Source organism: Candidatus Omnitrophota bacterium (assembly GCA_041653595.1).
GTDB lineage: Bacteria > Omnitrophota > Gorgyraeia > Pluralincolimonadales > Pluralincolimonadaceae > Pluralincolimonas.
In genome coordinates this window covers 52,028-67,267 of the sequence record JBAZFB010000006.1, presented here as the reverse complement: position 1 = coordinate 67,267, position 15,240 = coordinate 52,028, and the positions used below count along the sequence as shown (strand labels likewise).

Sequence of the window (15,240 nt, the reverse complement as noted above, 5' to 3'; positions counted from 1 at the left end):
GAAGATGGGTATCGGTCCCGCGGGAATGAGGTTGATAGAAAAAGGGGTCAGGATCTCCGATTCGAAGATGTTCGAAGAGGACAAGATCTGGGCCAAATACAGCAAGGATAAGGTCGACAGCGGCGAGAAACTTGCCGCGGTGATCAGGGCCCTCTGCAAGGAGTTCCCGCCGGATAAACCTCTTACCGCCCTTTCGGTCGGCTCCAGCAACGAGCCCCAGTTCAGGATACTCGAGGCCGTCTTCCGCGGAGGCCTCTATCTTTTGGACATAGAAAAGAAATCGCTCGGCCTGGTTGACGAGCGCATCAAGAGGCAGTCGCTTGACCACGTCAAGACCATCGTCGGCGATTACAACAGGATCTTTTCAGGCCCCGGCGGCGCCGGCCGTTTTTTGAATGGCCGCCTTGGCGGAAGAAGGATGGACCTCATCATGCTTCACCATTCGCTCTATTATTGCCAGGAGCCCGGATGGGACCGGCTCTTCGATAACCTTTACCGCGGAATACTTGCTCCGCGGGGGGCCATCCATGCTATAATGATGGCGTCGAAGAGCGGCGGTGAATCCACGACCAGCTGGCTCTACGGCCATTTCGCCGGAAAATTCTTCGGCTGCCATAACGACCAGGATCTCCGGCATTTCAGGAGGGAGCTCGATAAGGACCCCGTATTCCGGAAGGCGAAGGTCCTGATGAAAAGGAGCCGCGTAAATTTCTTCGTCGATGATTTCGGGGAATTCATGGCGGTGATCTGGATGATAATGCTCTATCCCAACGTCCATAACTACAGCGTTGCGCAGAGAGAGGAGATCACCGAGTTCGTATATAGGAAATTCTGGCTTCCGAAGAAGCCTCTCATCCAATTGCAGGATCACCTGGTCTTATTCCGCGGCATAAAAATTTTACCTAAAACCCTTTAAAGGAGGGACCTAGAATGTCGAAAAGGACGATCGTGAGATACGCATTAATCGGCCTGATCATTTTGACCGCGCCGAACCTGTTTGCCACAAGCCTTTTCATGAGCAAAGAGGAGAAAAAGGCCAACCGCGAAACCGAAATGCAGGAATTACAGAAACAATTCCAATGGTGGCCTACCGACGCTCAACCGGCTCCCATAAAGGACGCGGATATGGGCGGATACTGGTGGTGGCCGAAGGAGCCCGGCACTGCTGCGCCCGGCACGACCGCGCTGTGGGGGAACAGGGGTTACATATACATGTATAAGATAATATTCGATTATAAATCGGAAGAATTGCCTCCCCCCAAGCCGCAGGAATTGAGGCCGTCGCTGCTCATCAAGAACATAAAAAAGAACGTCAAGATCTACTTTGATTATAACAAATCCTATTTGCGCGTTGACGTCAAGAAGATCCTCGATGAGGCCGTCTGGACTTTAAAGCATAATCCCGACTGCAGCATCCTTATAACAGGTAACTGCGACATCCGCGGAACGGAAAAATACAATGAAAAACTCGGAAGGCAGCGCGCCGACGCGGTGAAAGATTTCATGCTCAAGAACGGTATACCGAATAGCCGTATCAAGATAGTAAGCCGCGGAAAGCTCGACGCCATCGCGCCGGTCACAGACCTGGTCGGGATGCAGAAGGACCGCAACGCCCAGTTCATGATAGCCGAGGTCGAGGAGGTAATGATCCCGGCCCCGGGCGAGGCGCAGCTCGAACAGGCCACGAAGGTTGAAGAGGGAAAATATGTCATCGAGGAAGAGAAGAATGTCGAGAGCAAGATAAAGGTCTCCAAAAGAGAGTATGTAGTGCAGAAAGGCGATACTCTTTCTTCCATCGCGAAGAAGGAACTCGGGAATCCCGCGAAGTGGAAATATCTCTATGAGGTCAACAAGGAAAAAATCAAGGACCCGAACAAATTGAAAGCCGGGACCAAAATTATCATCCCTAAAGAATAATCACCATAATTCCTTATAGGATGAATTTGGGGTTTTTGAGGAGAGGATTGTTCTTTATTTCGTCGGCGACCTTCTCGGAAAGGCCGGGTTTGCCGAGCTTATAATACATATAGTTCTTATATCCCTCCACGCCGGGCTGGTCGAAGGCGTTGACTCCCAGCAGTTCCCCCTCGAAAGCCGTTGCCATCTCGAAGAAGAAGAGAAGGGCGCCCCAATTATAAGCCGAGGCCTCGCGCATCATTATCGTGCAGTTCGGCCTCGATTCCCGCACTAGAGCCCACTCCGTCGCCTCCTGGGCGAGCGTTATCATCTCCGAGAACTTTTTTCCTGCGAGGATGCCGCTTTCCGGGCCCGAGGGGACCTTGATCTCATTGTTAAATTTTTCGACGCGGATGAAGGTCACGACCTTATTATTCATCCCCTCGATGTTGTTCTGCTGGATGGAATGCAGGTCGTTCGTCCCGCGCGCGGAGATAGGAGTGCGCCCGGCGTTTACTACGCGGCCGGTGTCGTTTACCCATTCCTCGCGCCCGTCCCGCGCCTTGTTTATCTTCCTGGCATATTTCTTCCCCAGGCTCTCGGCGAGCATCTGGACGTACCAGTCGGCAGTGGATTTCAAAGTCTCGGAGAAAGGCATGATTATGGCTATATCCTTGCCTTTCATCCTGTAGAGTATCGTGTGCAGGGCCGCGTACATGTATGCGGGGTTCCTGTAGAGGTCGATCGTCCCGCACCTTTTGCACATATCAGCGGCGCCCTCGAGGACTTTCTCTATGTCGATGCCGATTATCGCGAGATGAAGGAGGCCCATATTGAATTCCGAGAACCTTCCGCCCACGCCTTTCATCAGCGGGAGGTTCCTGAAACTCAGCTTGTCCTTCTCCCGGTGCCGGTCTACGATCTTGCGCAGGCTCCCGGATTCGGGGTCGGTTATCGCGAATATCTGCCTGCCGTAGTCCTTGCCCGCGCCTTTCTTAAGCCAGTTCTCGACGGCGATAAAGGCGGTCTTAGTCTCGGTCGTCTCGCCTGATTTGGAGATGACTACCACAAATGTCTTTTTCGGATTTAAATTTTTCAGCAGCACAGACAGCGTGTCCGGGTCGAGGTTATTCCCCTCGAAATATACCCTCGGCCGTTTCTTCCTGGCGCCGGCGAATTCGTTATAATAAGGAGGACAAAGGGCGTCCTGCGCCGCCTTCAGGCCGAGATACGAACCGCCTATGCCCAGGGATATCACGTTCTCGTATTTTTTCGCTATCTCGTTCCCCAGCTTCCGGATATTTTTTATTTCCTTTTTATCCTGGAAAGGCAGGCGCGTCCATTCAAGGCCCAATTTTACCCTGTTGCGGCTGTCGGCCAGGACAGAGGCCAGGTGTTCATGCGCCTCTTTTACGGAGTAGGAGAGGGCGTTTAATTCCGTTTCCTCGACGCCATTCTCTTTTCCGACATTGAAACCGAACATGTTATTGAAATCGAATTTCAGTTCTTTCATCGTAGAACCCTTTCTGTTTTTGGTTTGCCTATTTTACTACTCTTTGATACAATAAATCAACAGAATCCACCCTTTCCTTAATGAGGAGGCACGCCATGCGCAAGGATGTCGCCATCGTAAATGATTTCACGCAGGAGGACACCTGGCGGATATTCAGGATAATGTCCGAGTTCGTCGACGGGTTCGAGACGCTTTCCAAGGCCGGCCAGGCCGTGTCGATATTCGGCTCCAGCCGTTTCAAGCCCGGCACTAAATATTACAAGATGGCCGAGGAGACCGCTTACCTGCTCGCCAAGGAAGGATACGCCATCATAACCGGCAGCGGCCCCGCGATCATGGAGGCCGCAAATAAGGGCGCGAAGAGGGCGAAAGGCCACTCGATAGGCCTGAATATCCAGATACCTCTCGAACAAGAAGCCAATAAATACGTGGACACCCTCCTCGATTTTCGCTATTTCTTCGTCAGGAAAGTCATGTTCGTTAAATACGCGAAGGCCTTCGTGATAATGCCCGGAGGGTACGGCACGCTCGACGAATTCTTCGAGGCCATCAACCTTATCCAGACCCAGCGCATCCAGAAATTCCCGGTGGTCATGATGGGAAGCGGGTACTGGAAGGGGATGATCGACTGGCTCAAGTCGACGGTCCTTAAGAGCGGGGCAATATCCAAAGAAGACCTTAAGCTCTTCACGATCGTGGATGAGCCGAAAGACGTTGTCGGTGTGATAAAGAAATTTTACAATAAGCAGGCGAGAGAAAAATCAGCGTGAAAACGATAAGGCTCAAACCGATGAACATCACCGGTAAGATACTCCTGCGCCTCGAGAAGAAGGGGCTGATAAGGACGCTTAAGCCGACGGCAAAGATATTGCGCAGGACGGCAAAAAACGGCCTTGTCGATACCATCTATTCTTCGCCGGTCGAGCACGGCACCCACAAGCTGATCTGCGTCAGGTCGGATAACGGCGGCAGGATCGCCCTCAACTCGCATCCCCACAACGAGGAATTCATAGTGATAAACAATACGGGCCTGAAGCTAAAACCGGTGTTGATGGCCATAGCCCTGTCCAAATACAGGGATATAGAGAGGAAGGCAAGGAAAGGGAGGCTGGCCTCAAAGGATTTCCTTCTCCTGCGCCTCAAATACAACGACCACAAGACCTGCGTCTTCACGATGCTTAAGGACACGCCGCACTGCGAGATGTCGGAGCCGGGCAGGGGCAGGCCGTCCATCTTTTTCGTGAGCGAACCCACAAACCTGCCGATGAGGTACCTGGACATGGCCGGCTATACCTTCGCCTTGTAGGGATACGGACCCATGACCATGACTTTTGATGTCGCCGCAATTACGAATATAATAAAAGAAGGCTCGCCCTGGACTTTCGTCGTCGTATTCTGGGCGGCCGCGGTCCTCAGCCTCGCCTCCTGCACCATCATCAGGATACCTGTGATAGTCGGCCTTATCGGCGGCGTATCCACGTCCAAGAAGAGGGCATTTTTGCTGACCCTTTCTTTCGTATCCGCCCTCGTCCTGAGCTATACGCTTATGGGCGTCATGTTCTCGCTTATTGGCTCCCTTGCCGGCCATATGATGAGATTAAGCAGGTACTTTTATTATCTCGTTGCCATCATCGTCCTGCCGGTCGGACTTCAGATGGCGGGGCTTGTCAGGTTCAGGTTCTTTGAGGATACCGTATCGCGCGTCTTACAGATACGGCACGGCGGGATGCTGGGCGCTTTCCTGTTCGGGTTCGTCTTTGTCCTCTTTGAGGCCCCTACATGCCCGGTCTGCGGCCCGTTCCTTTTGGTCATCGCGAGCCTCGGAATCCTTAAACAGAACCTCCTCTATTGCATCCTGTTATTTTTCACCTACGCGCTCGGCCAGGCGTTCCCGATAATACTGGTCGGGGTCTTCAGCGGCATCGTCAAGTATATTTACCCCAAGGTGGAGATGGTGGAAAAGGTCGCCCCTATAATAGGCGGCAACATACTCATACTGCTGGCAATATCCTTATTTATTCTGGGGTGACAATGATAGAGATAGGAAAAAAACGAAATTATATCATAAGCGCGATACTCATCGCGATATCGTTTATCGCCCTGAGGCCGGCCCTGGCGTATCTGCTCTACAGGCGCGCAGGGGATTACATGAGCGCGAGGATAGTCCCCGACGCCGCGAGGACTTACGAGAAGACGCTTGCCTTTAACGGAAAGGACGTCGACTCGAGGAACTGGCTGGCGTATTGTTACAGCCTCATGGGCCGCGACGACAAGGCCCTCATCGAATACAAGAAGGCGATAGAGTTGGACCCCGACAACGCCGTCGCCCTTTTTGACGTGGGAATGATGTATAAAAAAGGGGGAGATATCAAAACGGCAAAGGAATATTTCTCTAAAGCGGCCTCCGCGGGGAAAAGCCCGAATGTCACCGACCAGAATTATAAGTTTTACACAAGATCCGCCAAGATGATGCTGGAGATCATCGCGAAAAAGGAAAAAGGGCTCGCCGCCCCGTAGCGGCTTTACCCCGCGCCTTTATTAAGGCGCGGGGTTGACAGTTATCTGCCGGTATGATATATTAACATCACTAGTCTCCCCACCGGGAACCTTTAATCAAACTTCGGAGAACAAGACCAAGATGCACCGCGAAGAAAAATTATCCGCCGATATCGAGAATATCGTCAAGAAATGGGAGGGCAAGAAGGGCAGCCTGATCATGATCCTGCACGATATCCAGAATCTTTACGGATATGTCCCGCGCGCGACCTCTCTCCAGCTGTCGAACTACATGGAAGTCCCGCTCGCGAGGATATACGAAGTCATAACATTTTACCATTTCTTCAAGCTTGAGCCGCCCGGCAAGCACCTTATCCAGGTCTGCATGGGCACCGCCTGCTACCTCAAAGGCGCCTCAGACCTGCTCCATGAACTGCGCGATATACTCGGCGTCAGGGAAGGGGCTACCACCAAAGACGGGCTTTTCCGCCTCGAAGTCGTAAGGTGCCTCGGCTGCTGCGGGCTTGCCCCGGTCGTGAAGGTCGACAGCAAGGTCTACAGCAAGGTCACGAAGGACCGCGTTGCTGATATACTCTCCGAATATGAACAGGAACAGGTAGTCAAATGAGCAAGATAACAAAAGAAGAACTTGATAATATAGCGAAGCAGCCGGGAAAAGAAGATAAGGACTGGATAAAGGTCGGGATGTCGAGCTGCGGCGTCGCGGCCGGCGCCGAAGAGGTCTTCAAGACGCTCACCGAAGAGGTGAAGAAGAGGAATATCAAGGTCGCGATAAAAAAATGCGGCTGCGCCGGGATGTGTTCGGTCGAGCCGCTCGTCGAGGTTAACGTCGAGGGGATGCCCCAGGTCACCTACGGCAAGGTGGACAAGGACGTCGCGATACAGATCCTGGACGACCACATACACAACCACAGGCTGGTCAACGACCACATTTACGATATACAGGTAAAGAAACCGAATGGATAAGAAGATAGTATATATAAAGGATACGGGGATATCGCTGCCGGAGAGGACAAAGGACGTCTACGCGGCATTCCTTAACGGCCTCCGCGACCGCGGCATGCAGGATTCGGTAATGGCCGTCCGCGTCGCCGACATCGGCGCCTATAACCAGGGTATTGTGATAAAGGTCCTTCCGGACACGACTTATTATAACGTCAAAGACGGGGACATTAACCGCATCATAGATTCCATAAAAGAGGGCAAGATAGCCCAGGACCTCGCCACGCGCAAAGAGGCCAAGCAATTAAGGATAGTCCTCAGGAACTGCGGCGTTGTCGACCCGGATAATATCGACGATTATCTCGCGAGGGACGGTTACCAGGCGCTAAAGAAAGTCCTCTTCGACCTGAAGACCCCGGAAAAAGTGATAGACGAGATAAAGAAGAGCGGCCTGCGCGGAAGGGGCGGCGCCGGATACCCGACCTGGATGAAGTGGAATTTCGCGAAACAGATGGTCTCAGACCAGAAATACGTCATCTGCAACGGCGACGAGGGCGACCCGGGCGCTTACATGGACAGGAGCGTGCTCGAGGGCGACCCGTACTCGGTCGTCGAGGGTATGATGATAGCTGGTTTTTCCGTCGGGGCCACAATGGGATATTTTTACATAAGGGCCGAATACCCGCTCGCCGTCGACAGGGTCCAGAACGCCATCGACCGCTGTTACGAGCGCGGCCTTCTGGGCAAAAATATATTGGGAGGCAATTTTAACTTCGACCTCGAGATAAGGCTCGGCGCAGGCGCTTTCGTATGCGGCGAGGAGACGGCGCTCATAGCGTCTATCGAGGGGAGGAGAGGAACGCCGCATCCGCGTCCTCCTTATCCTTCGGTAAAGGGGCTCTGGGAGAAGCCGACGGTAATAAATAACGTCGAGACCCTCGCCAACGTCCCTTATATCATATTAAAAGGCGGCGATGTCTTCGCCCGCGTCGGCACGGCGACATCGAAAGGCACAAAAGTTTTCGCGCTCACAGGCAAGATAAAGAATTCCGGGCTCGTCGAGGTCCCGATGGGCACCACTATCCGGGAGATAGTCTTTGATGTTGGCGGCGGCATATTCAATAACAAGGCGATCAAGGCGATACAGACAGGCGGCCCGTCAGGCGGAGTCATACCAAAGGATTTCCTCGATACGCCGGTAGATTACGAGAACCTCCAGAAGCTCGGCTCGATAATGGGCTCGGGCGGCATGATAGTCATGGACGAAGACGACTGTATGGTAGATATCGCGAGGTTCTACCAGAGGTTCTGCTTTGAAGAGTCGTGCGGAAAATGTTCGCCGTGCAGGATCGGCACCGCCCAGATGCTTAACACTTTGAGCAAGATCGCGGAGGGGATGGGGGAGCTGAGCGACCTCGATAATTTACGGAGGATCTCGCAGGCGATGCAGAAAGCCGCGCTCTGCGGCCTCGGCCAGACCGCGCCGAACCCGGTCGTATCGACGCTCAGGTATTACCAGGACGAATACGAAGTCCATATAATTAATAAGAAATGCCCGTCGAAGAAATGCCGCAACCTTTTGAGCTATAAGATAATCCCGGAGAAATGCAAGAGGTGCTCGGTCTGCATGATGAACTGCGAGGCGAAGGCGATAACCGGGAACAAAGACGACGGCTACGTCATTAACATGGACAAATGCGTCCGCTGCGGCAAATGTTTCGAGGTCTGCAAGTTCAAGGCGGTATCAAAGGAATAATATGGCAAAATCCATACAGGCGAAGATAAATGATATATTCATCAAGGTCCCCGAGGGGACGACGATCCTCGAGGCGGCCAAGAGCGTCCAGATAAAGATACCGACGCTCTGCAAGCACCCGGACCTGCCGCCGTCAGCTTCGTGCGGCATCTGCGTGGTCAAGGCGAAGGGCTCGAACAAGATGCTCAGGGCCTGCTGCACCCCGCTGGAAGAGGGGATGGAGATAACGACCCACGATCCCGAGATAGTCGCGATAAGGCGCAGCGTCCTCGAACTGATACTCTCGAACCACCCCAACGACTGCCTTATCTGCGGACGCAACAATAACTGCGAACTCCAGAAGATAGTCGCGGACTTCGGCATCTCCGAGGAATATTTCCCGAAGATAAGGCGCGACCTGCCGAGGGATGAGTCGACCAAGGCCGTTGTCCTCGAGCCGGAAAAATGTATTTTGTGCGGCAGGTGCATCTACGTTTGCCAGGAGATGCAGGATGTATGGGCGCTCTCGTTCCTCCAACGCGGCATAAAGACGAGGTTCTCCCCGGCCGGCGATATAACGTTGGCCGAGTCGCCGTGCATAAAATGCGGCCAGTGCTCGGCGCATTGCCCGACCGGCGCTATCGTCGAATACTTCGACGTGCCGAAGGTCTGGAAGGCGCTCGAGAATGCCGACAAATATTGCGTTGTCCAGATAGCGCCCGCGGTGAGGGCCTCCATAGGCGAGGCGTTCGGGTTCGCGGGAAAGAATTTCGCAGGGAAATTATACGCCCTGTTAAGGAGATTAGGTTTCAAGGCGGTATTCGATACGAGTTTCGCGGCCGATGTCACCATAATGGAAGAGGCGAGCGAGTTCGAGCAGAGGTTCGTCAAGGGCACGAAGCCGCTTCCTTTGATCACGACCTGCTGCCCGTCGTGGGTGGATTTCATGGAGAAGTTCCACACGGATATGATAGAGCATTTCTCGTCCTGCAAATCGCCGCACGAGATATTGGGCGTCCTTTCGAAGACATATTACGCGCAGAAGAACAACATCGACCCGTCGAAGATAGTGATGGTATCGATAATGCCCTGCACCGCGAAGAAATACGAGATAACCAGGAGCGATGAGATGTCCGCCTCGGGTTACCAGGATATAGATATCGTCCTGACGACGAGGGAACTCTCCCTGATGATAAAGCAGGCGGGCATAGATTTCATGAACCTCCCTGACGAAGAGTCGGACACGATACTCGGCGAATACGCGGGCGCCGGAGTCATCTTCGGCTCGACCGGCGGTGTAATGGAAGCCGCGTTAAGGACCGCGAATTATTTCATAACCGGCGAAGAATTAAAGAAAGTCGACCTCGATGTCGTCCGCGGCCTGAAGAGGGTCAAAGAGGGCGAGATCGAAGTCGGCGGCAAGAAAGTCCGCGTCGCTGTCGCGCACGGGATGGCGAACGTCGAATACGTCTTGAATAAAGTAAGAGAGGCGAAGAAGGCGGGCAAGGAACTGCCGTACCATTTCATCGAGGTAATGGCATGCCCGGGCGGATGCGTCGGCGGCGGCGGCCAGCCCTACATGGTCACAGACGAAGTCAGGGCGTTCAGGGCCGCGGCTCTATATGAAGACGACAAGACCAAAGCGGTCCGGTGCTCGCACCAGAACCCGTATGTAAAGAGATTATACAAGGAATTCCTGGAGAAGCCCTTGAGCGAGAAATCCGAGAAACTTCTCCACACGACATATAAAGGAAGGCCTATCTACAAGAGGTAGGCGGTAACCAGACATACCTGCGGCGAGGAGGCGACTCTGAGGCCAAGGGGCTGAAAGTAACATCTTTAGCCCGGCTTGCGCTTCGCAGTCCGGGCTTTCTAATTAGGAGGGAAAATGAACAAGAGACTGGGATTTATGGGGATAATAGTGACGGACAGGAACAGGCAGGCGGGCGAGGTCAACAAGATCCTGTCCGAGTTCGGGAATATCATCCAGGGGAGAATGGGCATTCCATACAAAGAGAGGAATTGTTCGATAATAACGCTCATAGTCGACGCGACGACCGACGATGTCGGCGCGCTGACCGGAAGGCTCGGGCTGATACCCGGCGTTTCGGTAAAATCCGCGCTCAGTAAAGGAAATAAATGATAAAGACCCCGAAATCATTACGTTTGCAGATAGGCCTGTTCGGCAGGACAAACGTGGGCAAATCCAGCTTCCTTAATTTCGTGGCCGGGCAGGACGTGGCCATAACGTCGCCGGTCGCCGGCACCACCACGGATGTCGTCGAGAAATCGATGGAGCTCCTCCCTGTGGGGCCAGTCGTATTCCTCGATACCGCCGGGCTCGATGATATATCTAAGCTTTCCGACCTGCGCCTTAAGAAGACGGAAAAAATATTCGACAGGGCAGATATCATAACTCTTATAACCGAGGCCGGCGCCTGGACCGGATACGAGGAGAAGACCGTTGAAGAGGCGCGCAAGAGGGAGATCCCGCTGATAATAGTGATAAACAAGGCGGACCTGAAGAAGCCGTCGGACGACTTCCTGGCGAAGATGTCCGCGGTGACGCCGCGCGTAATGGCGTGCTCATCCCTCGGCTACAACGAGACGATACTGGACGCCGGGAATACGCGCGACGCGAGCGTCGAAAAATACAAAAGATTTCTCCTCGAAATATGCCCCGATGATTTCCTGAAACCGCCGCTTTTGACCGGGGACCTCATGCCGAAAGGCGGCATCGCGGTATTGATAATGCCGATAGACAAGGAAGCGCCGAAGGGCCGGCTCATACTTCCGCAGGTCCAGACGATACGCGATGTCCTCGATAACGACGGCATCTCGGTAGTGGTGAAGGAGACCGAATACCTCGCGTCGCTCAAGAATCTCAAGGCCCCGCCGGATATCGTCGTCTGCGACTCACAGGTGGTCTTAAGGATGGTGAAAGAGACCCCTCCGCAGGTTAAATGCACTACGTTCTCGATAATATTCATAAGATATAAGGGCGACCTCGTCGAGATGGCAAAGGGCGCCGCGGCAATAGAGCGGCTCAAGCCGGGCGACAAGGTGCTCATCGCCGAGGCGTGCAGCCACCACGCGATAGAGGACGATATCGGCCGAGTAAAGATACCGCGCTGGCTGAATAAATTCGCAGGCGGCGAAATTTTATTCAAGGTCTGCTCGGGGCGCGATTATCCCGACGACCTCAAAGAATATAAACTGATAATACATTGCGGGTCGTGCATGATAACGCGCCGCGAGATGCTCACGAGGATAGAGAAGGCGAAGGAGGCTGGCGTGCCGATAACCAATTACGGCCTCGCGATATCGCTTTCACAGGGAGTGCTGGAAAGGGTCTTGTCTCCTTTCCCCGCGTCCCTGGAGGCATTCATAAATGAAAGGGAAAGATCGGTCAAGGGGGCCAGCCAATGAAATATATCGACGAAAACAAGATACAGGACCTGCTCAACAGCGCGGGCAAAGCCGGCGGGGACAAGATCGACGCGATATTGGATAAGTCGCGCTCGCTCAAGCGCCTCGCGCTCGAAGAGACGGCCGCGCTTTTGGCGGTCGAAGACCCGCGACTGGTAAAAAAGATATTCGAGGCCGCGGCATACGTCAAGAACGCCATCTACGGCAACCGCGTTGTCCTTTTCGCGCCGTTATATATTTCGAATTTCTGCGCGAACAAGTGCGTTTATTGCGCGTTCCAGTCCGGCAATTCCGAATTGAAAAGGAAATACCTTGATGCCGCCGAGATCCGCGAGCAGGTAGAGTGGCTGCTCAAGAGGGGGCACAAGCGCATCCTCGTCGTCGCCGGCGAATCCGGCGTCCCCGGCAAGTCAGCCATTGAATATTATACAGAGGCGGTCGAGGCCGCGTATTCGGCGCGCGTCGGCCCGCATTATATAAAGAGGGTGAATATAAACTGCGCGCCGCTCTCGGTCGAGGATTTCAAAAAACTCAAGGCCGCGAGCATCGGCACATTCCAGTTGTTCCAGGAGACATACCACGACGAGACCTACAGGAAATGCCACCTTAAAGGGCCGAAGAGCGACCCGGACAACCGGCTCGACGCCATCGACCGCGCTTTCGCTGCCGGGATCGACGACGTCGGCATAGGGCCGCTTTACGGGCTCTACGATTACAGGTTCGAGACGCTGGCGATGATGATGCACATCGAGCATCTCGAGAAAAAATTCAACGTCGGCCCGCACACGATATCGGTGCCGCGCATCGAGCCGGCGGTCGGTTCGGAGTTCTCGCTCCACCCGCCTTACCAGGTCTCTGATGATGATTTCAAAAAACTCGTCGCGGTGATACGCCTTTCTGTGCCGTATACGGGAATGATCCTTACGACCAGGGAGACGGCGCAGATGAGGGATGAGGTCATAAGCCTGGGCATTTCGCAGATAAGCGCCGAGTCGAAGACCTCGCCGGGCGGATATTCCGACAGCGAGAAGTGGGACGGCCAGTTCACCACGAGCGACAAACGCAGCCTTGAAGAGCTCGTAGGCATGCTCATCGGGAAAAATTACATCCCGAGTTTCTGCGCCGCCTGCTACCGCAGGGAGAGGACAGGGGAGAAGTTCATGGGCCTGGCGAAGCCCGGCCTCATCAAGGGCATGTGCAGCGTCAACGCTCTCGTCACATTCAAAGAATACCTAGACGACTTCGCCTCGCCCAAAATAAAACAGGAAGGCCATAAACTTATCGAGCGCGAAACCGCGAAACTCGACGAGAAATCCCGCGCCCAGGTCTCGAAACTCTTCGCCGCCGTCGACTCCGGCCTCCGCGACGAATATGTATGATCTGAGAGAGATCGAACGCCTGCTTTCGCTCGAGGATGAGAAGGCGCTCGTCGAGCTTTATGAACGTGCCGATAAAGTCCGCCATGAATACGCCGGCGACGCGATCCTCCTGCGCGGGCTTGTCGAGTTCTCAAATTTTTGCGGAAAACATTGTTACTATTGCGGGCTCAACGCGACGAACAGGTCTCTCGAGAGATACCGCCTGACAAAAGAGGAGATACTCGAGAGCGTCAAGCAGATCGCCGCCGCAAATATCAAAACCGTCGTCCTGCAGTCGGGCGAGAATCCCATGCTGAAGCCCGAGTGGCTTGCCGGCCTCATTAAAGATATAAAATTAAGATATGAGATCGCGGTGACCCTGTCCGTAGGCGAGAGGCCGCGCGAAGACTATAAATTATGGAAGGACGCCGGCGCGGACAGGTATCTCCTTAAGATCGAAACTTCTGACAAAAAACTCTACGACTCGCTCCACTACGGAATGGATTTCGAGAACCGCCTGCGCTGCCTGCGCGACCTGAAAGGCCTTGGTTACGAGACCGGCTCGGGTATAATGGTCGGCCTCCCCGGCCAGACTTTACGCTCCATCGCCGCCGACATTTTGTTTTTCAAAGAATGGGATTTTGATATGATAGGCATCGGGCCGTTCATCCCGCACGGCAAGACGCCCCTGGCGGATAACACCGCCGGCGATGTAAACCTCGTCCTTAAAACGCTGGCGCTCACCCGTATCGTCACGAAAAGGGCAAACCTCCCGGCGACCACCGCCCTCGGCAGTTTAGGCAAGGATTTCAGGGTAGAGGGGCTGATGGCGGGCGCCAACGTCCTTATGCCCAACTTCACGCCCGCGCCTTACAAGAAATTATACGAGATCTATCCCAACAAAAGATGCATCAGCGAATCTACCGGTTCCTGCGCCCCGTGCATGGAGTCCCTCGCCGCCTCGATAGGCCGCACCATCGCCTGATCGGGGACGTTAATCTTATTGAAGTAATGTCCTGCCGGAGTTATAATCTATCCATAAATACAGGAGGTAGCAAAATGAAGAGGGCGGTGTTTGTCGCGGTGTTTTTGTGCGGTTTGGCGCTGATCTGCGCGGCCGGCGTAGCGCGCGCCGCATCAGCGGATTTTTTCACGGACATCATAGATGAAACTAACGGCCAGTATATGTATGCCTATGGCGGCGGGACGACTTTCGAGATCGAGAAGACGGGCTCTCACTCGGGCGAGGGGTGCCTGAAGGCGGATTTCGATAGCACGCAATGGTCGGGCGCGGTAGTAGGGCGGAATCCCCTGATCCCCCCGGTTGACCTGACAAAGTTCAATAAACCCGCGGTCGAGTTCTGGGTCAAGGGCGCCGCAGGCGGAGAGAATTTCGAGGTATTATTGATCGATGCCGATGATAACGACGGCAACAAGACCGAAGTAGGCGTGATGGCCACACCTGCCTACGTCAAGACCACCAAAGAATGGCAGAAGGTGGCCATACCCTTTAATGTGTATCCCAAGAAAGGGCAGTATTGGGACAACACCTCGGCCAAGATGGTCACGGACGTCAAATTCAATCCCGCGGAACTCAAAGAAATAAAATTCGCCGTGGGACCCAAATATAACGCGGGCAAGGATTCCGTGATAATATACATCGACGACCTTAAGATAGTCGATATGCCGTAATTAAAATTCAGGGACGCTTTATTCGGGGGCACTTCACTTATCGTCCTATAAAATGAACTGTCCCTTTATGAAACGTCCCTGAATTTATCCCACATTACCCTAAATAAGCAATTTAATTTACTAGACAAGGAAGGTGGAATATTGTATATTAATTACTC

Annotated in this window: 16 protein-coding genes; 15 read left to right on the top strand and 1 reads right to left on the bottom strand. The window is 53.7% G+C overall.

The features are described from left to right. The first annotated feature begins 4 nt into the window (after positions 1–4). Together WC317_03920 and WC317_03915 are read left to right on the top strand one after the other, a co-directional pair. Positions 5–916 (top strand): class I SAM-dependent methyltransferase, encoded by a 912-nt coding sequence (locus WC317_03920; protein MFA5339282.1) that lies wholly within the window; start codon positions 5–7, stop codon positions 914–916. Between the two features lie 14 nt (positions 917–930). Then, positions 931–1,917 carry an OmpA family protein gene (locus tag WC317_03915; protein ID MFA5339281.1) on the top strand — a complete coding sequence of 329 codons (987 nt, stop codon included), beginning with the start codon at positions 931–933 and terminating at the stop codon, positions 1,915–1,917. Between the two features lie 13 nt (positions 1,918–1,930). Here the strand turns inward: WC317_03915 and WC317_03910 are convergent, their stop codons facing one another. Next, on the bottom strand, positions 1,931–3,409 hold the full coding sequence (locus WC317_03910) for a glucose-6-phosphate isomerase (protein ID MFA5339280.1): 1,479 nt from the start codon (positions 3,407–3,409) through the stop codon (positions 1,931–1,933). Between the two features lie 95 nt (positions 3,410–3,504). On the opposite strand from WC317_03910, the gene WC317_03905 reads away from it, so the two are divergent. The 13 genes from WC317_03905 (at position 3,505) to WC317_03845 (ending at position 15,082) form a co-directional block, all read left to right on the top strand. After that, positions 3,505–4,179, top strand: a complete 675-nt coding sequence (locus WC317_03905; GenBank protein MFA5339279.1) for a TIGR00730 family Rossman fold protein — start codon at positions 3,505–3,507, stop codon at positions 4,177–4,179. Further along, on the top strand, positions 4,176–4,715 hold the full coding sequence (locus WC317_03900; GenBank protein ID MFA5339278.1) for a hypothetical protein: 540 nt from the start codon (positions 4,176–4,178) through the stop codon (positions 4,713–4,715). Before WC317_03905 ends, WC317_03900 begins: the two co-directional genes overlap by 4 nt. Before the next feature lie 12 nt (positions 4,716–4,727). After that, entirely contained in the window at positions 4,728–5,438 is a 711-nt protein-coding gene (locus WC317_03895) for a cytochrome c biogenesis protein CcdA (GenBank protein ID MFA5339277.1), read from the top strand. Between the two features lie 2 nt (positions 5,439–5,440). Further along, positions 5,441–5,926, top strand: a complete 486-nt coding sequence (locus WC317_03890) for a tetratricopeptide repeat protein (GenBank protein MFA5339276.1) — start codon at positions 5,441–5,443, stop codon at positions 5,924–5,926. A 121-nt stretch (positions 5,927–6,047) separates the two neighbouring features. Next, complete coding sequence (locus WC317_03885) at positions 6,048–6,533, top strand: NAD(P)H-dependent oxidoreductase subunit E (protein ID MFA5339275.1); 486 nt, start codon at positions 6,048–6,050, stop codon at positions 6,531–6,533. Next, positions 6,530–6,892 (top strand): (2Fe-2S) ferredoxin domain-containing protein, encoded by a 363-nt coding sequence (locus WC317_03880; protein ID MFA5339274.1) that lies wholly within the window; start codon positions 6,530–6,532, stop codon positions 6,890–6,892. Before WC317_03885 ends, WC317_03880 begins: the two co-directional genes overlap by 4 nt. Then, the gene (locus WC317_03875; protein ID MFA5339273.1) at positions 6,885–8,624 is read left to right on the top strand and encodes an NADH-ubiquinone oxidoreductase-F iron-sulfur binding region domain-containing protein; all 1,740 of its coding nucleotides are present in this window, start codon (positions 6,885–6,887) and stop codon (positions 8,622–8,624) included. Before WC317_03880 ends, WC317_03875 begins: the two co-directional genes overlap by 8 nt. 1 nt (position 8,625) lies before the next feature. Next, positions 8,626–10,377: an NADH-dependent [FeFe] hydrogenase, group A6 gene (locus WC317_03870; protein MFA5339272.1), complete on the top strand. Its 1,752-nt coding sequence runs from the start codon at positions 8,626–8,628 to the stop codon at positions 10,375–10,377. 114 nt (positions 10,378–10,491) lie between these two features. Continuing rightward, positions 10,492–10,746 carry a TM1266 family iron-only hydrogenase system putative regulator gene (locus WC317_03865; GenBank protein MFA5339271.1) on the top strand — a complete coding sequence of 85 codons (255 nt, stop codon included), beginning with the start codon at positions 10,492–10,494 and terminating at the stop codon, positions 10,744–10,746. Continuing rightward, entirely contained in the window at positions 10,743–12,032 is a 1,290-nt protein-coding gene (hydF, locus tag WC317_03860; GenBank protein MFA5339270.1) for a [FeFe] hydrogenase H-cluster maturation GTPase HydF, read from the top strand. The genes WC317_03865 and hydF overlap by 4 nt, the downstream gene beginning before the upstream one ends. Further along, complete coding sequence (gene hydG / locus WC317_03855) at positions 12,029–13,411, top strand: [FeFe] hydrogenase H-cluster radical SAM maturase HydG (GenBank protein ID MFA5339269.1); 1,383 nt, start codon at positions 12,029–12,031, stop codon at positions 13,409–13,411. The genes hydF and hydG overlap by 4 nt, the downstream gene beginning before the upstream one ends. Continuing rightward, positions 13,404–14,375, top strand: coding sequence for a [FeFe] hydrogenase H-cluster radical SAM maturase HydE (gene hydE / locus WC317_03850; protein ID MFA5339268.1), 972 nt, complete (start codon positions 13,404–13,406; stop codon positions 14,373–14,375). Before hydG ends, hydE begins: the two co-directional genes overlap by 8 nt. Before the next feature lie 74 nt (positions 14,376–14,449). Next, positions 14,450–15,082: a hypothetical protein gene (locus WC317_03845; GenBank protein ID MFA5339267.1), complete on the top strand. Its 633-nt coding sequence runs from the start codon at positions 14,450–14,452 to the stop codon at positions 15,080–15,082. The last annotated feature ends 158 nt before the right edge of the window (positions 15,083–15,240 follow it).